Origin of the sequence: Paenibacillus rhizoplanae (genome assembly GCF_042684125.1) — a bacterium.
GTDB classification, from domain to species: domain Bacteria; phylum Bacillota; class Bacilli; order Paenibacillales; family Paenibacillaceae; genus Paenibacillus_AQ; species Paenibacillus_AQ rhizoplanae.
In genome coordinates, this window is the sequence record NZ_JBHUKY010000019.1 from 299,357 (window position 1) to 320,908 (window position 21,552).

Below are 21,552 nucleotides of genomic sequence, written 5' to 3' on the forward strand. Positions count from 1 at the left end.
CAGAATAGCTTAATCTGTAATGAAATGGAGCATGTGATATTCTTGGCATAGGGTCTACTGAAGGGAAAAGAGAGGAATTCATATCATGATTGAGAACATCATCAGAGGTCTGGAAGCAAGATATGCCTGCCGGCTGAAGCGGCTGACAGGGGGATATACGAATCTCACCTATCTGATGGCGGGGGCGGAGCCGCCGCTTGTAGCCAAAATAACAAATCTGTCCAATGAAGACACCCTCAATGAGGTTCAGGTGATGCGGCTGGTGCAGGGAAGCTGTGATACCCCGGTGGTGCATGAGGTGTCGGAGATGGAGGGGATGCGCATCATCATCATGGACTGCATGCAGGGCGGGAACGCCCAATCCGTTCTGGATGCCAGGGACTGGACAAGAGCCGAGCGGATCTACAGCAGAATGGGCCAGCTGCTGGCTGCCCAGATTCATTCCCGCCCTTATCAGCCGCAAGAGACAGAGATCCGGCTCAGCAACAGGTCTGCACTCAGTCAGGTGATTCAGAAGCTGGAATTCGTCCCCGCCGCTCTCGGCAGGCAGTCCCTTCACTTTCTGTCTGCTGCGGAGGCCGGGGAGCTTCCGTGGGTCCTGACCCATGGCGATTACGGAGTACATAATCTGCTCTGTGAAGCCGATGATCTGCTGCATGTGCTGGACTGGGAATGGGCGGAATGGGGCAGCCCGCTGAATGATGTAGCCTGGGTCTGCTGGTTCACGAAGCACCATTATCCCGTACAATCCGTGCTGCTCAACACTGCCTTCATGCGGGGCTATCTGTCTGTTAACCCGTTATCCTTCACTGCGCCCCAGATGAAGGCGGCGAGTCTGTACAGGGTATGGAATATCCTGCAACGCCTGCAAATAGCGCCCAAGGAGGTGCAGCGTGAATGGGTCAGACGTCTGGAATGGACGCTCGGTGAGGACTTCGCAGAGCTGCACGGAATCAGCTGAGGAAGAGGCTTTTCACGGATTCCTATATTCTGTAGCCTGGAGCGCCTGAGGCGCCTGAGCCGGTCAGTCCTCCGGCACCACGACCTGAATGTGGCGCGGAATGGTGCTTAAGGAGATCGGCAGCGGCGGACCTTGCTCGCCGTCCACATTCGTCTGTACCTGCTCAGTGGAGCGGACGGAGACCTCCTTGGCTGTGAAGTAGATGATATCCTTATGATTCCGCAGATTGCCGAGCAGCAGGGAGATGCTGACCGTAACGGAATTCAGCAGGTGCAGGTCCTTGACGATGAAGCAATGGAGCAGGCCGTCATCTACAGCTGCAGTGGGGGCAAGCTTCTCGAAGCCGCCCACGGAATTCGTCAGGGCCGCAATGAACAGCGGGGAGGAGCCTTCCCAGATCTCCCCGTCGTGAGTGATCGTCAGGGTATGTGCAGTATTGCTGGCCAGCTCCTTAATGCCCTCTTTTAGATAAGCAAGGAACCCGAGCCGGCTCTTGTCTTCGGAGCTAACCGAGGAGAGGGAGCCTGCCAGAGAGCCTGCGGCTACCACATTGACGAACAGCCGGTCATTCAGCCGGCCCATATCGACTCTTCGGGTCCGGGGAGAAGCCAGGCTCTGGATGGCCTCTTCAGGAACAAGCGGAATCTGCAGCGCGCGGGCGAAATCGTTGACGGTGCCCATCGGTACAATGCCAAGTGTGGGGCGGTGCTGCTGATCTGCAAGGCCGTTCATCGTCTCGTGGAGCGTCCCGTCTCCCCCAATGGCAACCACCAGATCATAGCACTCGGCGCATGCCTGGAGGCAGAAGGCGGTGGCATCTCCTTCCCCTGCGGTCTCCTGGACGGTAACCTGATAGCCTGCGCCTTGCAGCACCTCTTCCGCTGCTCTGATATAATCCCGCGCCTCTGCCTTGCCGGATGACGGGTTCATGATGACCATGGCCTGCTGCATACTGCACTCCTCTCTCTTGTAACCGGATTACTATCCATTAACCAACTAAGTACATTGTTTGAATCAAAAAGCGCCAAAGGGCGCATTGTCCCTTTGGCGCTGGGCCGGTATATGTCTGCCGCAGCAGGCAACTGCTATCTTCCTTCGATCCGCCGTCCATAAGATTCGGCGTAGGTCGCGCTGCGGAACTTAAGAATCGGGTCATCCGAGAGGAGCATGCCGGTTGTGAGGGCTGTCGGGTCCATGAGCAGATCCTTCGGATCGGGAATGATCTCTGAAATATGCAGCCGCCCGAGATCGATTCTCCGTCGGTCCCCGGGCCAGGCATGGGTAGGATCATCCGTAGCATCGCCTTCCTCCCCAAGAACAGCGACCAGCTGGAAGATGGCCGGCTCATCCTTGAAGCGCAGCTCCAGCTCATCCTCCAGATAGCGGTCCGGCTGCTGCGCAGCCTCCTCCAGCGTCAGTGTGCGCACGCCCGTCTCAGGAACCCATTCGAACCGGACAGGCTGCTGCCTGCCCTCTGCATTGACCAGCACATAAGCATGTATGCAGTAATAGTGACATTCGGCGTAGCTGGCAGGCGGCTTCAGCCGTCTCACAGCGAGCAGAGCTTCCTTGCTCTCGCTGAAGTGGCTGACAATTTCCTTCATCAGCTCAATCGGTCCGAGTGTCCCGGTCCGCAACCGGTGGGCCATATGTACAATGTCGATGAAGGACTCCGGGGTCCGCGCAAAAAAGACAGGCACGGTCACTCCAACCAGATTCGTAACCTCGCCATCCGGCAGGACGAACTGGACAGCCAGCCCCTTAGCAGGGGAGAGCAGATCGGCAAGTACCGGATCGGTGGAGCTGCCCGAGAAGCGGACAACGGCATTCACCTGCTGCTCCTGAAGATGTCCCGCCTCCGTGAATTCCTTCCCCAGTCCGCTCGGGCGGAAGAGGCCGCGGCAGCAGACTCCCGCTGCATGGGCGCGGCGGTATCCGGGATGGACACCGGACAGGTTCTCTATGGCATCTACGGCCTCAGCGGCAGGCAGGCTGCTGCTATGCTCCGATTCTGATTCCAATTTATTCATGCCCTCATTCACTCCTTCACGGTCATTTATAACGTATACAAGCTACCTTCTAATTATTACCACTCCCGCCGCTCATCCAAACTGCTTCTCGTAGACATCCACCTGGTTATCATGGTTATCCGTGGCACTTCTGATCCGGCCATATCCGTTCAGGGTCCAGAATGCCTCACCGGCCTTATTCTCGAGCTGGACAGCCAGCCTAACGGCTTGTAAGCCCTGCTGCTGAAGTATTCTCTCCAGTTCATGCACGGCAGCCTTCCCTAAGCCTTGCCGGCTATATTGCCGGTGAATTACCAGAAGGCCAATCCAGGGATAGTGATCCGGGCCGTAGTCAGGAAGATAGGTGAGCAGACCGGCGGTATGATCACGGAATTTGATATACAGCATTTTCTCACCCATGACGAGGTTCTTACGGTTCTCTGCTTGCAGCTCCAGCGGTTCGAGGTAAGGCTTATGCTCTACCATCAGATTGAATTCAGGCTGTGAGTTCAGGATGGAGGCTTGTATGTCAAGACTCTCCAGAGACAGTGGTTCGGTAACAGCTTCTAACTGGATCATAATAATCCCACCTTGTTATTAAATTAACATCTAATTAGATATTAATTTAATAACTGAGTATTATCAAGTTATATGTTAAACTTAGACAGACTTATCCCTATAACACATGCTTAAGCAGGAATGGAGAAATGAAATCATGAATGAATTGCCAAATTGCCCGCAGTGCAGCTCTGTGTACACCTATGAGGACGGAGCGCTTCTGGTCTGCCCGGAATGCGGACATGAGTGGTCTTTGGATGCAGGAAGTACGAGCGGTGAAGAAGAGAAAGTAATCAAGGATGCTAACGGGAATGTACTGGCTGACGGGGACACCGTAACGGTGATCAAGGATCTCAAGGTCAAGGGCAGCTCGTCCGTTCTGAAGATAGGCACCAAGGTGAAGAACATCCGGCTGGTGGAAGGCGACCATGATATCGATTGCAAAATCGACGGCTTCGGCGCAATGAAGCTGAAATCGGAGTTTGTGCGCAAGGCATAGCATAGCATGAAGCAAGAGCGGAAGAGATGGAAATAAGGAACTTATTCCCATCTCCTACAGGGGATTGCCGAATGCTCTCTCCCCCGTTATAGAATCCGCCGCGCGGTAACAAACCGCTGCTTCCACTTGCTGCCGAAATCCTCCATATGTACACCCTGCTCCTTGGAGTAGGTATGCAGTATCCGGTTATTTCCGGCGTAGATGGCTACGTGTCCGATGTCAAGACCTCTGGCGGTGAAGAACAGCAGGTCTCCGGTGCGCAGCTCGTCCATGCCAACCTTCCGGCCTTCCTGTGCCTGATCGTAGGAGACACGGGGAAGCTCAACTCCGAGCGTATCCCCAAATACACGCTTCACAAAAGAAGAGCAGTCGAATGTATCCGTCTGGTCAGGAGAAGCGCCGAATTCATAAGGGGCACCCAGGTATTGTTGACCGGAGGCGATCAGCGCTTCCCCTTGCTTCTGCAGCAGGGAAGGGCTTCTGTAATCCGTAAATTTCGGCTTGGAGGAGATATATCCTCTCCCATTATCCGCAGTCCGCACCTCCAGCCAGAGGGCATTAACCTCACGGATGACATGGACCTTGCTTCCGGCGGGCAGCAGGCCCAGGCTAGTGGCGCTGCTCCCGGCATCCGGGGTGCTGCGCAGGTTGACCCCCCAGGTGACCGAGGTCTCATAGGCGGCTGCCGAGGAGATCATGACGGAGCCCGAAGCCGGCTCCCAGCTCACCTGGCTACCTAGGGCTTCACTGATGAAGCGCAGGGGAATCATACTGTAGCCTTGCGACAGTTGCCCCGGCACAGCCAACTGAGCGGTCTTCCCGTTCAGCAGAGCTGTGGACGAGCCTAAGGTATAGGTGAGTGCAGTTCCGCCTTTGACGGCAGTTACCGTCTTGCTTGCATTGTTCCAAGAGAGCTCAGCCCCCTGGGCTTCGAACAAGCCGCGCATAGGAACCAGTACGGTCCCCCCGATGTTCAGCGGCCGGGTCTCCGGCTGAAGTTGCTGCCCGTCCAGGTAGATGGAGATGGGCTGGGGTGAAGGGGCTGCATCTGCATGGACGCGGTCTGGTAATAACAGGGCCAGTCCAAGCAGAGACAGCAGCATAGTTGTTCTTGTTGTCATGGATTCATCACCTTATGGATAGATTTAACTCTCTCCTGTTAGACGTTATTGGTGTGAATTGGTTCTGTGCCAATTGTTGGTAACGGTTAGCAGACAAGGCCTGCAAGAGCCCCGCTTGACGTCCGCAAAGGTACAGACTATAATCTAACCAGTTAGTTAGAAAAAAGGAGATGGAAACCATAACCACAACAGGGGGCAAACGCAACGCCAAAATATACGATGCCGCCCGCACCCGGGGGATTATTCTGGATGCAGCAGAGGAGATCTTTGCCGAGTCCGGCTACTCAGCGGCACGGATTGATGCCATCGCGAAGGCATCCGGGTACAACAAAAGCCTGATTTATCAGTATTATGGCGACAAGCTAGGGCTATATACGGAAGTGGTTAAGCGGGCGGACCAGACTGGCGAACAGATCACAGGCTCGTTCATCAGCGAATTGCTGAAGGATGAGCAGGTACTACAGGACGCGTCCGCATTCAAGACTTTCTTGGAGTACTGGACTCGTCAGACCGTCTCCTTCCTGCTGGAGCACCGGAGTTACCTGAGAATCCTCTTCTGGGAAGCTGCGGAGGGCTGGAAGACCTGGAATCAGATTACCTACCGTCCGGAAGATGATCCTCAGATGCATGAACTTGCCATGGCCGCCCAGAGGAACGGTATCCTTCGTCAGGATCTGGACCCCGCGCTCTTTCCGATGCTGATCATGAACGTGATTGCTATGACACTGCAGTCGTCTTCAAGATTTGAGCACTTGTTTGGCAGCCCGGACTCTCCGCAGATTAGAGAACAGACTACACAGCAGATTGTGCAATTTATTATCCATGGCGTCATAGAGCCGTCTTTACTGTAAGGGCGGCTGTTTCTTTGGACTAAATATAAACAACTAGTTAGTTTTAAATAAAGCATAGGAGTGATGATGATGACCGCAATCATTCAGACAGAAGGATTAACCAAGCATTTCGGCAGCCATCATGCTGTAGATCAGCTGTCAATTGAGGTCAACCCGGGCGAAATCTACGGATTCCTGGGGCTGAACGGAGCAGGCAAAACAACAACCATCCGCATGCTCCTGGGCATGATCCGCCCCGATTCCGGTTCGGCCTACCTGTTCGGACGGCGGGTCGATGCGGGCAGCCATAAGCTGTGGGCGGAGGTGGGGTACATGGTCGAAACTCCCTACTCCTATCCTGAGCTTACGGTCCGCGAGAATCTGGAGATTATCCGCAGACTGCGGAGCTTCCCGGACCGCTCTGCCATTGACAGTATTATTGACAGGCTCCAGCTTACCGCTTACCGGGACCGCAAAGCCGGGACGCTCTCCCTCGGTAACGGGCAGCGGCTGGGTCTCGCCAAGGCCATGCTGCATCATCCGCAGGTGCTGATTCTGGATGAGCCGACGAACGGGCTTGACCCGGCGGGGATTGTGGAGGTGCGGGAGCTGCTTCGGGAGCTTGCGGCGGATCAGGGAGTGACGATTTTTATCTCCAGCCATATTCTTGGCGAAGTCTCCAGGCTGACGAGCAGAATTGGCATCGTGCATCAAGGGAAGCTGCTGCAAGAGACGGATGTGGAGGATCTTCATCCCTTGCTCCGCAGGAGTCTGCTGGTGCAGACCCGCGATCCGGCAAGCGCGCGCAGCAGGCTGACTCAAGCAGGCTATGCTGTGCAACAGAACGCAGAGGGCACACTGCTGCTTCAGGAAGAACGAGCCGTAACGAACCCGGAACATATCTCCAAGCTGCTGGTGTATGCGGATATGCCGCCTACGCTGATACAGGTGGAGGAAGAGGATTTGGAGCATTATTTTCTAAGAGTCATTGGATCTGAAGGAGGAGTGAGAGGATGAATCAATGGCTATCGGCCCTGTGGGTGGAGGTCTTGAAGCTTCGCCGTTCCAGGCTGTTCGTGATCTCGCTGGTGGTCAGCATCCTGGTGCCGGTAATGATCGGACTGGTGTTCTCCGGGACCATTGGCTCCCAGAGCGCCTTTGAGGGTGAGATCAATATGGCAGGGTTTCTGAAGGAGCTGGGTATTATCGTCTCCATGGGAGGCTTGATCGGCTTCGGGTTCGTGTACAGCTGGAGCTTCGGCCGGGAATATTCGGACCGCACGGTGAAGGACCTGCTGGCCCTGCCGCTGTCCCGGTATGGGGTGGCCGCTGCGAAGATTGTTGTTTCTACGTTATTATGTGAAGTTCTATCCTTGTTCATGTTCATATCCGGGTGCATCACGGCATGGCTTACCGGCTTGGACGGATGGAGTCTGGAGGTCATTGTTCAGGGATTCAGCGGGTACGCACAGATCTGTCTCATGGTGATCTTTCTGAGCATCCCTGTAGCGTGGATGGCTTGTATCGGGCGCGGTTTCCTGTATCCCCTGGGCATCGTCCTGCTTACCATTGTGATCGCCCAGTTCGGCGGGGCGCTGGGCATTGTAGAGTATATTCCGTGGGCCATTCCCGGACTGCTCAGCGGTGCCTCAGGAGAGGAGAGCACACATCTGGAGCTGGTTAGCCGTATGCTTCCGTTTCTCACCGGCGCTGTTGGCCTCATAGGCACGCTTGCCTGGTGGCGGTATGTCGACCAGACCTAAGCCGGGCGAAATTGCAGAGTTTTATTATTGCAGATTTTATGTAGTGGAGGGGAACGGAAATGGAAAAGGCACCGAAGGGCACGATCCTTATCATGGCTATTCTAATTATCGGAACTATGGCAGGGCTGCTGAATCAATCCTCGATGAATACGGCACTGCCGAACATTATGGGCGAGTTCCGGATATCTGCGAGTACCGTGCAGTGGTTAACGACCGCTTTTGCCCTGGTTACGGGCATTGTAGTTCCTATTACGGCTTTTCTTATTCAGCGGTTCACCACCAAGCAGGTATTCGTCTTCGCCATGGGGATGCTGAGCGCGGGAACGCTTCTGTGCGCGGTGTCTCCGGGCTTCGGCCTGCTGCTCACGGGAAGAGTCGTGCAGGCGGTTGGAGTGGGCATCATGCTCCCCCTGGTGCAGACACTGACGTTCATCCTGATCCCGGTTGCCCGGCGGGGGTTCACGATGGGGATGATCGGGCTTGCGGTTAATTTCGCTCCGGCGATCGGACCTGTGCTGAACGGCTGGCTCGTGGAGAATCATTCCTGGCGGTTGCTGTTCTATATTCTGGCCCCTTGCTCGCTGCTGCTCACCCTCCTTGGGGTATTGCTCGTGAAGAACGTTACGCCACAGGTGAAAAGCAAAGCCGATGCTTTATCCATGACGTTGTCCTCGCTCGGCTTCGGCGGCGTGCTGTATGGCTTCAGCGTCTCCGGGAGCAAAGGATGGGGGAGCACCGAGGTGCTTATCTCCCTCGCAGTCGGCTTCATTGCGCTCGGCCTCTTCGTCTGGCGGCAATTGACGATGGAGAATCCGCTGCTGGAGCTGCGGGTGTTCACCAGTCCCTCTTTTACCCTGGCTACTGTAATCAGTATGATCCTGATGATTATCATGCTGAGCGCACAGCTCCTGCTGCCGCTCTATATGCAGACCATGCTTGGCTATTCCGCGCTGAAGTCGGGTCTGATGCTGCTTCCCGGTGCGATTTTGATCTGTATTATGTCCCCTATCGCGGGGAAGATTTTTGATAAAATAGGTGCCAGAACGATGGTAATTACCGGACTCAGCCTGACGGTCATCTCTGCGTTACTGTTCTCGAATCTGACGGAGCATACGTCCTATACGTTCCTGATGGTTGGCTACTCTCTGCGGATGGTCGGCGTCAGCCTGACCCTGCTGCCTGTCATCACCAGCGGAATGAATTCCCTGCCGCCCGCCCTGATCCGCCACGGGATTCCCGTGAATACCACCCTGCGTACCGTCGCTGGCTCCATCGGAACCGCCCTGCTTGTCACTATAATGACCTACAGCGGCGGCGGCGTGAAGCAGACGGGCGATGTCCATAGCTTAATTCACGGGATGAATGTAGCTTCCATGGTCACGACAGGAGCCGCAGTGGTTGCATTGATCCTGTCCTTCTTCATCCGGCGGAAGGAAGAGATCCCCGCGGAGATTCCCGCGAAGGGCGTCGCTGTGAAATAACCGCTCATGTATGGAGATAGGATGTATTCTTAGTTCAAATAAAATACCTTCTGCTGCAAGAGATCGAGCGCCTGCTCGGTCTCTTTGCGTTCCTCAGCGCTCAGGGCCGCAATACGCTGCTCGAACCGGACAGCGATCTGTCCAAAGGCCTCATTCATCAACGTCTCGCCTGCGGCGGAGAGCGTAATTCCCTGCCTGCGGCGGTCAGCGGGATCGGTGATGCGGGTACATAGCCCTTTTTCGCTGAGCTTCCTCAGCTCCCGGCTGGTATTGGGCATCGACATGTTCATGCAGTCGCTGATCTCGCTGAGCGTGACAGGCTGGCTAACGGCGATGTATTCAACAATCTTATATTGCAGCGGCGTTAAGCCGTCCGAATTCACATCTCTGGAAATATCGTTCGTTATTTGATGGACGGCAGCAGTAAAGGCTATGAATTTCTGAAATAGATGGTTGTTGTCCATAAGATCACCTCAGAGGTCACGATACCAGAATAATTATCAAAAAACAATTATCATTTGACAAGTAATTTACGGCTGTGTTATGTTTTGGTTATCAAATGACAACTAAAGGGGAATACCACTGATGAATACACTTGTGATCTACACCCATCCGAACCATAAGAGCCTGAGCTATGCCTTCCTGGAGGAAGTACTGCGCGGCAGCAAGGAGAATGCGAAGATTACCGAAGTTAAGGTGCTTGATCTGTATGAGGCCGGATTCGATCCGGTGCTGGTGTTCCATGAGAATCGGCGCAGACGGGATATGTACCGGGAACCGGAGCTGGCAGAGTACAGGGAGCAGCTGCTGTGGGCCGATCAGATCGTCCTGGTCTATCCGATCTGGTGGGGACGCCCGCCAGCGATGCTGATGGGCTACATCGACCGGATGTTCGCATCGGGCTTCGCCTACCGGGATAAGGGCGGGCTTTTGCCGGAGGGGCTGCTCAAGGGGAAGAGCGTGGTCTGCATCTCCAGCATGAAGGGGCCCACCCACTACCCGCTGCTGTGGCTGGGGAACTCGCATAAGATTCTGATGCGCAAGGCCCTGTTCAACTATGTGGGCATCCGTAAGGTGAAGTTCTTCGAGTTCGGTAACATGGAGAGCAAGAAGGGGAAGCAGAGCAAGAAGCTGGAGCAGATCTACCGATATTTTAAGACAGTTGGGTGAATCCTATAATCTATTTGACATCCGGCTCACTTGTAACTACAATGGTTACATGAGTGATGATTGCCGATGTCAACGAGAGCTTATAGCTGAGATTGAAATACAAGAACCCAAATGGAGGAATATGAGATGACAATCGCATTAACAGGAGCAACAGGTAAATTTGGTTCCATCGTAGCAGAGACTCTGCTGAAGACCGTACCCGCTGAGAATATTGTAGCCAGTGTCAGAAACCCGGAGAAGGCAGAAGCACTGAAGGCCCGCGGCGTAGATGTGCGTCATGGTGATTTCGATCATCCGGAGACGCTGGATACCGCTTTTGCCGGAGTGGAGCGCCTGCTGATCGTCTCGGCTGACGGCGACAATGACACCCGTATCCGCCAGCATAAGGCAGCTGTAGACGCAGCTGTCCGTGCAGGTGTAGGCTTCATCGTCTACACCAGTGTAGGCGAGGCCGATAACAGCTCCCTGTTCCTGGCGCCGGTACACCGTGCGACAGAAGAGTTCATCCGTGAATCAGGTATTCCGTATGCGTTCCTGCGCAACAACTGGTACCTGGAGAATGAAGTCGGCTCCATTCAGGCCGTGAAGGCCGGCGCTCCTTGGCTGACCTCCGCCGGAGACGGCAAGGTAGGCTGGGCTACACGCGGCGATTATGCTGAAGCGGCTGCTGCTGTTCTGGCTGGAGAGAGCCGTGAGAGTGTCATCTACGAATTGTCCGGTACTCCACTTACTCAGGCAGAGCTGGCAGCAGTGGTCGGCGAGGTTCTAGGCCAGGAGGTTGCTGTGCAGCAGGTGGATGACACCGCCTATGCGAAGATTATGGCCGGTGCAGGCGTGCCGGAAGCAGCGCTGCCGATCGTTGTTGCCATTCAGGCAGCCATCCGTGATGGCGCACTGAATATCGAGAGCGGCGACCTCGTGAAGCTGCTGAACCGTCCGCTTACCCCGCTGAGTGAAGGCGTACGCGCGTTGCTGGGTTAATCACTGTTGGTTGAACAAGCCCGCCAGTTATACTCTGGCAGGGCCTGCTATGAGAAGAGGCTGTCCTATACCGGTTGTTTTGCAACCGGCAGGCAGCCTTTTTTTGCGTTTGCATGATCTGAGCGGGAGACGCGCGGGCCGGATGTAGATCATAGGGAGTCAAAGGCGGTGTAAGCCGCGCTGCGGCTGGAGATACAAGCGGATTGGGGGGCGAAGGTTGGGGATGGTGTTAATTTTTTTAGCCGGGATTGTGATCCAAACCTGAATCCCCTGCGTTTCAGTGTATGTACAGACAAACAGGCAACGTGAACACCACATATGAAACCAACCTAAGGAGTGAAGTGAGATGAAGATGAAGAAACTGGTCGTCCCGATGTTGAGCTTGACCTTGATGATACCTGCACTGGCAGGTGCGGAGGCAGCTCCGGCAGCCACAATGATGAAGGCTTCGGTGAATACACCGGCTGCAGAGCTGAGAGCGGGCCTGGATTATTTGCTCTCCGAGCATTTCACCCTTGCCGTAACCGCAATGACGAAGGCCTACGAAGGCACCAAGGATGCGGCAGCGGCTTACCAGGCGCTTGATCAGAACGCGCTCGACATGCAGCCCGCCATTGCTTCACTGTACGGCGATGCAGGCGCAGCAGAATTTGAACGGATTTTCCGCGCACATAACAAGTACACCGACGATCTGGTGAAGGCGACGAAGAGTAAGGACACCGCAGCTGTCAAAGCTGCAGAAGATAAAGTAAGCGGCTTTGTAGACGAGTTCGGAAATTTCCTCGGTACGGCAACAGAGGGCAAGCTTCCGGCAGCTGCCGCGAAGCAGGTTATCCGCAGTCATGAGAACCATGTCCAGGAAGTGTTCGAGGATTATGCAGCCGGTGATTACAAAGGCGCGTATGAAGCCTACCGTAAGGGTTACGCAGAGATGTTCGGCATCAGCAAGGCTTTGTCCAGTGCGATTACTACGCAAATGCCTGCTAAATTCGAGAATACCAAGGCAGATACCAAGGCTGCTGATCTGAGATCCGCACTCAACCAGTTAGCGGGTGAACACTTCGCTCTGTCCGTCCTGCAAATGCAGGAGCAATATGACGGAAGAGCGGCTTCCAATGCGCTGATTGCAGCCGAAGCTATGAATACGGCGGACTTCAAAGCAGCCATTGCTTCCATCTATGGTGCAGAAGGGGCAGCGGCTTTTGAGAAGATATGGGTAACGAATCATGTGAATGCCCAGGCTGATTTCGTAACGGCAGTGAAGAACAATGATGTTGCGGCAAAAGCAGCAGTAGAAACGCGTATCGCTGGCTTCACCACTGAATTTGCAGCCTTCCTTGATTCGGCTACAGCAGGCAACCTGCCGAAGTCAGCGGGGCAATCCGCATTGACCACCCACGAGAATCAAGTGCAGCAGGTACTTACGCAGTATGCAGCGGGCAACTATGACGCTTCGTACAAGACAAACCGCGAGGGCTACAAGACAATGTTCGGTGTAGGCCAAGCGCTGGGCAATGCAATTGTGACGCAGTTCAACGACAAGTTCCAGGATGCAGCAGCACCCGCACCTGCAACTCCAGCAGATCCTGCTTCCATGATGAAAGTCTGGATGAAAGTGGGCAGCGCCGTCCTGAACATTAACGGACAAGTAACTCAAATGGATACTAAGCCATTCATCTGGAATGGAATGACCTACATCCCGCTTCGTTATCTGAGTGAAGGCATCGGGGCGGATGTGAAATGGGACAAACAAGCTCAGCAGGTTACCATTAAGGCAGGCAACGACACACTTGTGTTCTGGATGAACAAAGACTTCATGGAAGTCAACGGCATGAGAAAATCCGTCGGCGCCAAAGTCTTTGTGAACGAAGACAACAGAACCGTAGTTCCACTCCGCTTCATCACCGAATTGCTGGGCTGGAACGTACAATGGGGCAACGCCGATCAGTCCATTACCTTGACTAAGAGCATATAATTTTGTGGACAAGAGTTAACCTTCTATATTAGGCCAGGATTAGATCAAGCCTGTAAGCGGCTCACTGTAACAGGTGCCGCTTGCGGGCTTTTGTTGAGCTTGGAATCCAGATTTTACATTGACAACCTGTCCAAACACCTATATATTTATCGATAATGATTCTCATTATCGTATAAAAAACCTATTTAGATAAGGAAGGGTCCACACATGAACCGTACCCAAAAGTTCTCTTTCAAGACATTATTCATTCCATTAGCGCTAACTATAGTGCTGGCAGGCTGCTCGTCTAACCAGTCGAATTCAGCAGCTTCACCTTCCCCTGCACCGACAGCAGCTGCAACTAGCGAAGCGGCAAGCACAGAAGCACCAGCGGCGCAGGATGCTGTGACCTATCCGGTTACCATCAAGCATGCGCTTGGTGAAGCTGTCATTAAGAGCAAGCCGGAACGCGTAGTTACTGTGCAGTGGGCTAACCATGATGTGGCTCTGGCCTTGGGCGTTGTCCCTGTAGGCTTCTCGGCTGCGAACTTCGGCGTGCAGGATGGCAGCGGACTGCTGCCTTGGACCGCAGATAAGCTCAAGGAGCTGAATGTAACCGATCCGAATGTGTTCCAGGATACGGATGGTCTTGATTTCGAGGCGATCTCTGACGCCAACCCGGATGTTATTCTGGCCGCGTACTCGGGCCTGACGAAGGAAGACTATGAGACACTGAGCCAGATCGCTCCAGTGGTAGCTTACCCGACGGCTGCTTGGGCTACGACATGGCGCGAGCAGGTGCTGCTGAACGCAGAAGGCATGGGCATGAAGCCTGAAGGCGAGCAGCTCATCAAGGACACCGAAGCCCTGGTTAAGGACAAGCTGAGCAAATATCCGCAGATTGCCGGCAAAAAAGTGGTCTGGGTCAATTTCTCCGCTGAGGATTTGTCGAAACTGCATATTTATACACCTGTGGACTCCCGGGTCGCATTCCTGTATGAGCTGGGCATGACGTATCCCGAGAGTATTACCAAACAGATTACAGACCCTACCAGCTACTCGCTCAGCTTAAGCTCCGAGAATGTGGAAGCCTTGTATGATGCGGATCTGATCGTGGGTTATGGAAATGACGAATTGCTTAAGACGCTCCAGGCAGATTCACTGATCGGCAAAATCCCGGCCATTGAACGGGGATCGGTAGCTTTTATCGACAGTGATACTCCGCTGGTAGCTGCCGGAACACCGAACCCGCTGTCCATAGCGTATACGATTGACGAATACCTTGCCTTAATTGGGGGAGCTATTGATAAAATAAAATGATGAGTTCACCGGTCTCGGACGATAACAAGCTAAAATTGCATATGCCGAAGAATTTCATCCTGGTGCTGGTGAGCTGCATGGTCCTGCTGGTCCTGTGCATCATTGCCTCACTGGTACTGGGAGCCCGTCATGTAGGCTGGAATGAGCTGATTGACGGGCTATTCCGTCCAGAGGTGGACAGCTATGGGGCAAACGTGGTCCGCAAGCGGATCTCCCGGACGGTGTTCAGCCTGATGTGCGGCGGGGCGCTCGGTGTATCGGGAGCCTTGATGCAGGCGGTGACCCGTAACCCGATTGCTGATCCCAGCATCCTCGGGGTGAACACGGGAGCTTCTTTGTTCGTGGTCTGCGGAATTGCATTCCTGAACATAAGCACTGCGGGCCAATATATATGGTTAGCCTTAGCCGGAGCTGCAATTACAGCGGTATTCGTATTCGGAATCGGCTCGATGGGGCGTGGCGGAGCCACGCCCATTAAGCTCGTTCTGGCGGGTGCTGCGATCAGTGCGGCCCTGTCCTCTCTGGTTACCGCCATCATGATTCCGCGCGCTTACGTCATGGACCAGTTCCGGTTCTGGCAGGTGGGCAGTGTGGGTGCGGGAACCTGGAGCGGCATTACAACCTTCCTTCCGTTCCTGCTGATCGGCATGCTGATTGCCTTCATTACAGCTCCGGCCCTGAATGCGCTGGCTCTGGGCGATGATGTGGCGACCGGACTCGGGGTCCGCACAGGGACGCTGCGGCTGATCGCCGCGCTGGCGGGGGTATTATTATGCGGAGCGGTGACGGCATTGGCCGGGCCTATCGGGTTCATCGGTCTGTTGTCCACTCACGTAATCCGTCTGATCCTCGGCTCGGACCTGCGGTTCGTGATCCCGATGTCAGCGGTCACCGGGGCTATTATTCTGACCGTCTCCGATGTAGGCGGCCGGCTGATTGGAAGCCCCGGAGAGCTTGAAGTCGGTGTGGTCACAGCCTTTGTAGGGGCACCGATCCTGATTCTATTAGCGATGAAGTCGAAAGTGCGATCCTTATGAGAAATGAAACGATTGAATTCATTATGGCGGGCAGACGTCAGAGACACCGCCGGGGCCTGATTGTTACCAGCCTGCTTGCAGTACTTGCCTGTGTACTGTGCTGCGCGATGCTTCTGCTCGGGAATACCATCTATCCGGCCTCTGAGGTCATCCGCGCGCTCTCTGGCGAAGAGCTGAAGGGTGTCTCCTTCGCCGTGAATATTATCCGGCTGCCGCGGATGCTGGCGGGTCTTTTTGCCGGATTCGCCTTCGGTATTGCCGGGTACACCTTCCAGACGATGCTGCGCAATCCGCTGGCGAACCCGAATGTTATTGGCATTACCTCCGGATCAAGTGCGGCAGCGGTATACTGCATCGTGATCCTGCAAGCCAGCGGAGCTGTAGTCTCTGTTGCTTCGGTAATCGCTGGCCTTGCTACCGTGCTCCTGATCTACGTGCTCTCCAGGGGAAGAACCTTCTCCATCGGGCGGTTAATTCTGATCGGAATTGGCCTTCAGGCGATGCTGGATGCCGTGATCTCCTACCTGCTGCTGATCGGCTCCGAGAAGGACATCCCTTCAGCGGTCCGCTGGCTGACCGGCAGCCTGAACGGCTCACAGCTGCGCGAGCTTCCGCCGCTGGTGATCATCGTGCTGATCTGTTCGCCTGTCATCATACTGCTGGGCAAGCATCTGAGTATTCTCGAGCTGGGGGAGCAGTCGGCTACCTCGCTTGGAGTCCGCACAGACCGGACCCGAATTGCACTGATTGTCAGCTCTGTATTCATGGTGGCGATTGCTACGGCTACCACAGGACCCATTGCGTTCGTCTCCTTCCTGTCAGGACCGATCGCCAAAAGACTGGTGGGTACAGGTGCCTCCAGCATTATCCCCGCAGGTCTGGTGGGTGTGAATCTGGTCCTGGCGTCCGATCTGATTGGACAATTTGCTTTTGAGTACAGATTCCCTGTAGGCATCATTACCGGATTACTCGGAGCGCCTTATCTGATCTTCCTGTTAATCCGCATGAATCGAAAGGGAGAATTATAATGAACAAGGCACATGTGTTTGGAGCTGAGCAGTTGATAGCGGGCTATGAGAATAAGACGATTATTCATGGGATAGACCTGGTGATCCCGGATCGTCAGATCAGTGTGATTATCGGCTCCAACGGCTGCGGGAAATCCACCCTGCTCAAAACCATGGCCCGGCTGATCAAGCATACCGCAGGCCGGGTGACGCTGGACGGCAAGCCGATCTCGCAGATTCCGGCTAAAGCGCTGGCCCGGGTCATCGGGCTGCTGCCGCAATCACCGATTGTGCCGGAAGGGATATCGGTTGCCGATCTGGTGGGACGCGGCAGATTCCCGCACCAATCCTTGCTTGGGGGCTGGTCCCGGAAGGATTACGAGGCCGTGGCCGAAGCGATGGAGATTATGAATATCACCGAATTCGCTAACCGTAATATTGATGAGCTCTCAGGCGGGCAGCAGCAGCGGGTCTGGATTGCGATGGCCCTGGCGCAGCAGACCGATATCCTGTTCCTGGATGAGCCGACCACCTTCCTGGATATCACCTATCAGGTGGAGATTCTGGACCTGCTCACCGATCTGAACCGCAAGCATGGAACCACCATCGTCATGGTCCTGCATGATATCAACCTGTCTGCCCGGTATGCCGACCATATCTTTGCACTGCATTCCGGCAGGCTGGTTGCGGAGGGTGCGCCTTCAGAGGTCATCACAAGCCTGCGGGTCAAAGAGATCTTCGGACTGGATTGCACAGTCATCCCTGACCCGGTCTCCGGTTCCCCGCTGGTCGTTCCTAGAGGGCGGTATCATAACAACTAAGCTTATATAAGGCTGTCTGTACCGGAGTATCCGGCGGATGGCTTTTTTATTTGTTGTTTAGGTAAATATAGTTTCCTTCTCTTGTGGACAAGGTATGTGGCTAGAAAGCAGGACGGATGGAAGTACGTGAAATATTGCCTATGCGCTGCATGAGGCACCAGCATCGTTCACGTGCAGGGTGATTTTGTTTCTGAATGAAAAAATGGTTTGATTGAATGTATTTACAATTAATTATCATTAATGTAGTATGGAGTTACTGCATTAATTCTTTCTTGGAGGAGTAATTAAATTTGAACAGTGAAAACTACTTAACTGCAACTGATGAATATCGGGAATATGCGATTAAGCTGTTAAAAAACCATGCAGGAGGACCCATACAGCTTCAGTCATTAATTAATGCTAATGTGGATAGATATCCTGGAAGAAACCCTGCGAGTATACGTGCAGCCCTATGGAACCTTCATATTACTAGTGATGAAGTGCTTAAAGTTGGTAGGGGGAAGTTTGCTTATAGTAATACAAAGACGGAATTGAAAGCTGACACCGCTTTTGAGGGTGGGACAGTTGCTGAACAGTTGCTTTCTTCAATCCTTGAATCCTATGATAAACAATTAAAGCGAATCAATTTGTCCAATCTTACTGCTCTTGATTTCGAGGATCTTGCTATTGTAAAACGTGGAATAGAGGAGCTTAAAAATTCCTTTTCGGAAAATAAACGTGAGAGCAGGAACTAACGTGACATTATATGGGTTCTATACAGACGAGTCCGGAAATAATGGCTTCGGGGATATGAGAAATCAACCTGTTCTTTGTTATGCTGGTGTGCTCGTACCTGCGCACTACCAAGTCTATCTACATAATGAGGTTCAAAAAATTAAGGATAGTCTTGAAAAGGATATAAAATCAAAGATCCATGGTATTCCAGTAGAGCAATTCCCCAGTATTGATTTTTTTAGAAAATTTGAAATTCATGGTAAGGCGTTTATTGACGGTGAGGACTTCTATTATAATTTGTCTGATGTTGAGAGGTTCGCTGTTGTCGATAATTTGTTAGCTCTACTTCAAGTGACTGATGTTAAAGTGGTTGCGGCCATCGTGAACAAGGCCTTGTACCAAACTAACACAGGAGAGACTAATCATAATCGGATGCACATCCACGCATATACAGAGCTTGTTAAATGTATCTCGATAGAATTAGATGCCTCAGACTCTCATGCGTTCGTCATATGTGATGACGGCAAACCCAGTGAAATGAATAATTTTGGGGACGCGTTAAGAAATCCTGCAAATAGAAGGGTCTATCCAGACCTACAAGTAAAACTATCACATGATAAAAATTGTAATTTAATACAGCTTGCCGATATGGTTAACTTTATTGCCTCTGTCTATTTTCGTAATGTTTATGGTTTTCAGCCAAGAAAGAGACATCAGCAGAAGATTATGGATTTCTACTCAAGACATCTGGACCAAAAAATAATCAAGTGGGAATACAAATAAATAAGAGGAGATCGCACACAACGTGCGATCTCCTCTCTATGGTCGTACACAACGTGCGACCTAATACTATATTACCCATAAAATGTTGCAGTTATGACAATGAAATTAAGACATTGGGTATTTAAGTCAAACACAACGTTTGAGCTAGATACCGAATGTCTTAAGATGCGGATTTAGTCGTACACAACGTGCGAGCAAATCCTTGCTATTATTATGTTATTAACCGAGCTTTTTGTCAAGTACAACAGACCTTCAAATCTGAATTATCGCAGGTGATCCTATCCGAATTTCCATCGAGCAAATCAGCAGGGAGCAGCAAGAGGAAATCATTATCAGATGCTATGAAGCAAATGAAAAAATCAGTCAGATAGTACATAAGCTTAAGGCAGAGACTCTGGTCCTGCTGGGAGTACAGGAAGAGCGGGTCAGCCGCATCAAGCTCAGTGACGTCTATTATTTCGAAGCCGTGGACGGCAAAGTATTCGTCTACAGCGAGAACCAGGTGCATGAAGTGAAGCAGAAGCTGTATGAGCTGGAGGAGCTGTGCCGGGACAAGAACTGTTTTCGCGCCTCCAAATCCACGATTCTGAATATCGCCAAGATCGAAAGCGTGCGTCCGTCCCTCAGCGGCCGGTTCACAGCACTGCTTGATAATGGGGAACGTGTAGTCATTTCAAGACAGTATGTGCCCGTACTGAAACAAAGACTTGGATTATAAAGGGGGATTACAGCTTGAAGCGTTCTGAGGTTGCCAAAGACATCATCCGCGATTTTCTGGTTATCTTCGCATCCATCATCATTATCATTACGGTGCTGCGGCAGATTTTCATGCCGGAACTCGCCTTTGACCTGACATCCATCTATACGATTATGGGCTTCTCCCTGCTCGGAGCATTGACAGGCTTGATGTTGTACGCTCCTGACGAGGTAAGTGAGCAGGCGATGCGTGTGAGAATCGTTATTCATTTTCTCCTGCTGGAGCTTCTGTTGATTACCCTTGCCAGCCTGATTGGAGTTGTGGCCAGTGTGTCCGCTGCACTCCTGCTTGTCTTGCAGATTGCTGTAGTCTATGCCATTGTCCGTCTGCTGTCCTATGAGAAGGATAAGAAGGAAGCGGAGCAGATTAATGAGCGACTGAAGGCGGTGAAGCAGGACATCCGTGAGTAATTCCGTAGGGAGTGCCGCGCGGGGGTATTATGCATCTTATTGCCCTGTAGCTACAGCTTACCGTAAATGGGTATACACCCTTTTCGCAGTTTTTTATGATGAATTCATCACCTCACGCGAAAAGGAGAATCTCTATGCACAGCCGCATCAAGCTCATAAGCTGGATTAGAATTACCCTGTTTATTGTATTCGTTATTCTGACATGGTCCCCCGTTATCGATTGGAGCTTCAGTTGGGTATTACTGGCGGTATTACTGTTTGTTTTTGCGCTGAAAGGCTCGGTTGATCTGATCCGCAAGAAGACAGGCGTGAGACCGTCCAGGCGTTCAACCCGGGTGTGGAAAAGGCTGCTAACCGCTGTGGCGCTGCTAATTGCACTTATCCCGCCTATTCTATTCCCGCAGTACCGTACACCTGAAGTAACAGGGAAATATGAGGTCAGAACGGCTGTCTACACCTATACAGACACTACCCGAGTGGAGGAGTTTACAGATACGGGGGAGCACCGGCGGGTGAATGTGGAATTCTGGTATCCGGGCCATGCGGAGGGCAAGTATCCGCTGATAGTCTTTTCTCATGGAGCCTTCGGGGTTAGAGAGAGTAACGCTTCAACCTTCACCGAGCTGGCCAGTCACGGCTATGTTGTGGTATCCATCGATCATCCTTACCATTCCTTCTATACACAAGGCGCGGACGGGAAGGTCACTATGGTTAATGCAGAATATATGCGTGAGGTTAACGACTCCAATAAAGACGGAGTATACACCGTGGAAGAGCTGTACGGCCTTACGCAAAAATGGATGAAGCTGCGAACCGGGGATATGAATCTGGTAATCGATACGATTCTGGATAAGGCGGGAAGTGACCAGGAACCTGTATACCAACTGATCGACAATAAGCACATTGGCGTATTCGGCCACTCCATGGGCGGTGCGGCAAGCGTGGCGCTCGCCCGGGAGCGCAATGATGTGGATGCCGTCGTCAATCTGGACGCCCCGTTCTTCACCGAGCTGGTGTATGACCGGAAGATGAATGATCTGGTGGCCAAAGAAGAGCCTTACCGCGTACCTCTGCTGAACATCTATACAGACGATGTGTGGAGACAGCTCGGCAAGAACTCGGCTTATGCGGCGAATAAGACCGGTAATCCGAACTTCAAGGATGCGTATACCGTTCATTTTGAGGGAGCCAAGCACTTGAGTCTCACGGATCTGCCGCTGTTCTCCCCGATACTTGCGAATATGCTGCAGCGCGGGCAGGCGGATATCGATAAATATTACTGTATAGAGACGATGAACAGGCTGATTCTTGAATTCTACGACTATACGTTAAAAGGCACCGGGCAGTTTGCGCCACAGGCGGTGTATTAAGGGGGA

Annotated in this window: 23 protein-coding genes; 18 read left to right on the forward strand and 5 right to left on the reverse strand. The window is 52.9% G+C overall.

The window, feature by feature from the left end:
• The first annotated feature begins 85 nt into the window (after positions 1-85).
• Positions 86-961 (forward strand): phosphotransferase family protein, encoded by an 876-nt coding sequence (locus tag ACFSX3_RS09105; RefSeq protein ID WP_209986774.1) that lies wholly within the window; start codon positions 86-88, stop codon positions 959-961.
• Positions 962-1,024: 63 nt separating this feature from the next.
• On the opposite strand, the gene ACFSX3_RS09110 is transcribed toward ACFSX3_RS09105, so the two are convergent.
• The 3 genes from ACFSX3_RS09110 to ACFSX3_RS09120 all read right to left on the reverse strand — a co-directional run bounded on the left by ACFSX3_RS09110 (position 1,025) and on the right by ACFSX3_RS09120 (position 3,549).
• The gene (locus tag ACFSX3_RS09110; RefSeq protein ID WP_209986772.1) at positions 1,025-1,912 is read right to left on the reverse strand and encodes a diacylglycerol/lipid kinase family protein; all 888 of its coding nucleotides are present in this window, start codon (positions 1,910-1,912) and stop codon (positions 1,025-1,027) included.
• A gap of 134 nt (positions 1,913-2,046) precedes the next feature.
• Positions 2,047-2,991, reverse strand: coding sequence for a catalase family peroxidase (locus ACFSX3_RS09115; protein ID WP_209986770.1), 945 nt, complete (start codon positions 2,989-2,991; stop codon positions 2,047-2,049).
• A gap of 72 nt (positions 2,992-3,063) precedes the next feature.
• Positions 3,064-3,549, reverse strand: a complete 486-nt coding sequence (locus ACFSX3_RS09120; RefSeq protein WP_209986767.1) for a GNAT family N-acetyltransferase — start codon at positions 3,547-3,549, stop codon at positions 3,064-3,066.
• A 136-nt stretch (positions 3,550-3,685) separates the two neighbouring features.
• Here ACFSX3_RS09120 and ACFSX3_RS09125 point away from each other — a divergent pair, with 136 nt between their 5' ends.
• Complete coding sequence (locus ACFSX3_RS09125) at positions 3,686-4,027, forward strand: zinc ribbon domain-containing protein YjdM (protein WP_209986765.1); 342 nt, start codon at positions 3,686-3,688, stop codon at positions 4,025-4,027.
• Positions 4,028-4,113: 86 nt separating this feature from the next.
• Here the strand turns inward: ACFSX3_RS09125 and ACFSX3_RS09130 are convergent, their stop codons facing one another.
• On the reverse strand, positions 4,114-5,148 hold the full coding sequence (locus tag ACFSX3_RS09130) for a C40 family peptidase (RefSeq protein ID WP_209986763.1): 1,035 nt from the start codon (positions 5,146-5,148) through the stop codon (positions 4,114-4,116).
• A gap of 170 nt (positions 5,149-5,318) precedes the next feature.
• Here ACFSX3_RS09130 and ACFSX3_RS09135 point away from each other — a divergent pair, with 170 nt between their 5' ends.
• The 4 genes from ACFSX3_RS09135 (at position 5,319) to ACFSX3_RS09150 (ending at position 9,222) form a co-directional block, all read left to right on the forward strand.
• Positions 5,319-5,999 (forward strand): TetR/AcrR family transcriptional regulator, encoded by a 681-nt coding sequence (locus tag ACFSX3_RS09135; RefSeq protein WP_209986761.1) that lies wholly within the window; start codon positions 5,319-5,321, stop codon positions 5,997-5,999.
• 69 nt (positions 6,000-6,068) lie between these two features.
• Positions 6,069-6,995: an ABC transporter ATP-binding protein gene (locus ACFSX3_RS09140; RefSeq protein ID WP_209986759.1), complete on the forward strand. Its 927-nt coding sequence runs from the start codon at positions 6,069-6,071 to the stop codon at positions 6,993-6,995.
• Entirely contained in the window at positions 6,992-7,741 is a 750-nt protein-coding gene (locus ACFSX3_RS09145; protein WP_209986757.1) for an ABC transporter permease, read from the forward strand. Before ACFSX3_RS09140 ends, ACFSX3_RS09145 begins: the two co-directional genes overlap by 4 nt.
• Positions 7,742-7,800: 59 nt before the next feature.
• Positions 7,801-9,222: a DHA2 family efflux MFS transporter permease subunit gene (locus tag ACFSX3_RS09150; protein ID WP_209986755.1), complete on the forward strand. Its 1,422-nt coding sequence runs from the start codon at positions 7,801-7,803 to the stop codon at positions 9,220-9,222.
• Between the two features lie 29 nt (positions 9,223-9,251).
• Here ACFSX3_RS09150 and ACFSX3_RS09155 read toward each other — a convergent pair whose 3' ends face one another.
• On the reverse strand, positions 9,252-9,686 hold the full coding sequence (locus ACFSX3_RS09155; RefSeq protein ID WP_209986753.1) for a MarR family winged helix-turn-helix transcriptional regulator: 435 nt from the start codon (positions 9,684-9,686) through the stop codon (positions 9,252-9,254).
• Between the two features lie 121 nt (positions 9,687-9,807).
• On the opposite strand from ACFSX3_RS09155, the gene ACFSX3_RS09160 reads away from it, so the two are divergent.
• The 12 genes from ACFSX3_RS09160 to ACFSX3_RS09215 all read left to right on the forward strand — a co-directional run bounded on the left by ACFSX3_RS09160 (position 9,808) and on the right by ACFSX3_RS09215 (position 21,546).
• On the forward strand, positions 9,808-10,392 hold the full coding sequence (locus tag ACFSX3_RS09160; protein WP_209986751.1) for an NAD(P)H-dependent oxidoreductase: 585 nt from the start codon (positions 9,808-9,810) through the stop codon (positions 10,390-10,392).
• A gap of 126 nt (positions 10,393-10,518) precedes the next feature.
• On the forward strand, positions 10,519-11,373 hold the full coding sequence (locus tag ACFSX3_RS09165; protein WP_209986749.1) for an SDR family oxidoreductase: 855 nt from the start codon (positions 10,519-10,521) through the stop codon (positions 11,371-11,373).
• Positions 11,374-11,719: 346 nt separating this feature from the next.
• The gene (locus ACFSX3_RS09170) at positions 11,720-13,348 is read left to right on the forward strand and encodes a copper amine oxidase N-terminal domain-containing protein (RefSeq protein ID WP_209986747.1); all 1,629 of its coding nucleotides are present in this window, start codon (positions 11,720-11,722) and stop codon (positions 13,346-13,348) included.
• A 207-nt stretch (positions 13,349-13,555) separates the two neighbouring features.
• Positions 13,556-14,647: an iron-siderophore ABC transporter substrate-binding protein gene (locus tag ACFSX3_RS09175; RefSeq protein WP_209986745.1), complete on the forward strand. Its 1,092-nt coding sequence runs from the start codon at positions 13,556-13,558 to the stop codon at positions 14,645-14,647.
• The gene (locus ACFSX3_RS09180; protein WP_209986744.1) at positions 14,644-15,684 is read left to right on the forward strand and encodes a FecCD family ABC transporter permease; all 1,041 of its coding nucleotides are present in this window, start codon (positions 14,644-14,646) and stop codon (positions 15,682-15,684) included. The genes ACFSX3_RS09175 and ACFSX3_RS09180 overlap by 4 nt, the downstream gene beginning before the upstream one ends.
• Complete coding sequence (locus ACFSX3_RS09185; protein WP_209986743.1) at positions 15,681-16,712, forward strand: FecCD family ABC transporter permease; 1,032 nt, start codon at positions 15,681-15,683, stop codon at positions 16,710-16,712. Before ACFSX3_RS09180 ends, ACFSX3_RS09185 begins: the two co-directional genes overlap by 4 nt.
• Entirely contained in the window at positions 16,712-17,512 is an 801-nt protein-coding gene (locus tag ACFSX3_RS09190; RefSeq protein WP_209986741.1) for an ABC transporter ATP-binding protein, read from the forward strand. Before ACFSX3_RS09185 ends, ACFSX3_RS09190 begins: the two co-directional genes overlap by 1 nt.
• 290 nt (positions 17,513-17,802) lie before the next feature.
• Positions 17,803-18,246 carry a hypothetical protein gene (locus tag ACFSX3_RS09195; RefSeq protein WP_209986739.1) on the forward strand — a complete coding sequence of 148 codons (444 nt, stop codon included), beginning with the start codon at positions 17,803-17,805 and terminating at the stop codon, positions 18,244-18,246.
• A 1-nt stretch (position 18,247) separates the two neighbouring features.
• Complete coding sequence (locus ACFSX3_RS09200) at positions 18,248-19,009, forward strand: DUF3800 domain-containing protein (RefSeq protein WP_209987487.1); 762 nt, start codon at positions 18,248-18,250, stop codon at positions 19,007-19,009.
• A gap of 433 nt (positions 19,010-19,442) precedes the next feature.
• A complete protein-coding gene (locus ACFSX3_RS09205) occupies positions 19,443-19,727 on the forward strand; it encodes a LytTR family DNA-binding domain-containing protein (RefSeq protein ID WP_379258537.1) in 285 nt (94 codons plus the stop codon).
• Positions 19,728-19,741: 14 nt separating this feature from the next.
• Positions 19,742-20,176: a DUF3021 family protein gene (locus ACFSX3_RS09210; protein ID WP_209986737.1), complete on the forward strand. Its 435-nt coding sequence runs from the start codon at positions 19,742-19,744 to the stop codon at positions 20,174-20,176.
• 134 nt (positions 20,177-20,310) lie between these two features.
• Positions 20,311-21,546: an alpha/beta hydrolase family protein gene (locus ACFSX3_RS09215; RefSeq protein ID WP_379254458.1), complete on the forward strand. Its 1,236-nt coding sequence runs from the start codon at positions 20,311-20,313 to the stop codon at positions 21,544-21,546.
• The last annotated feature ends 6 nt before the right edge of the window (positions 21,547-21,552 follow it).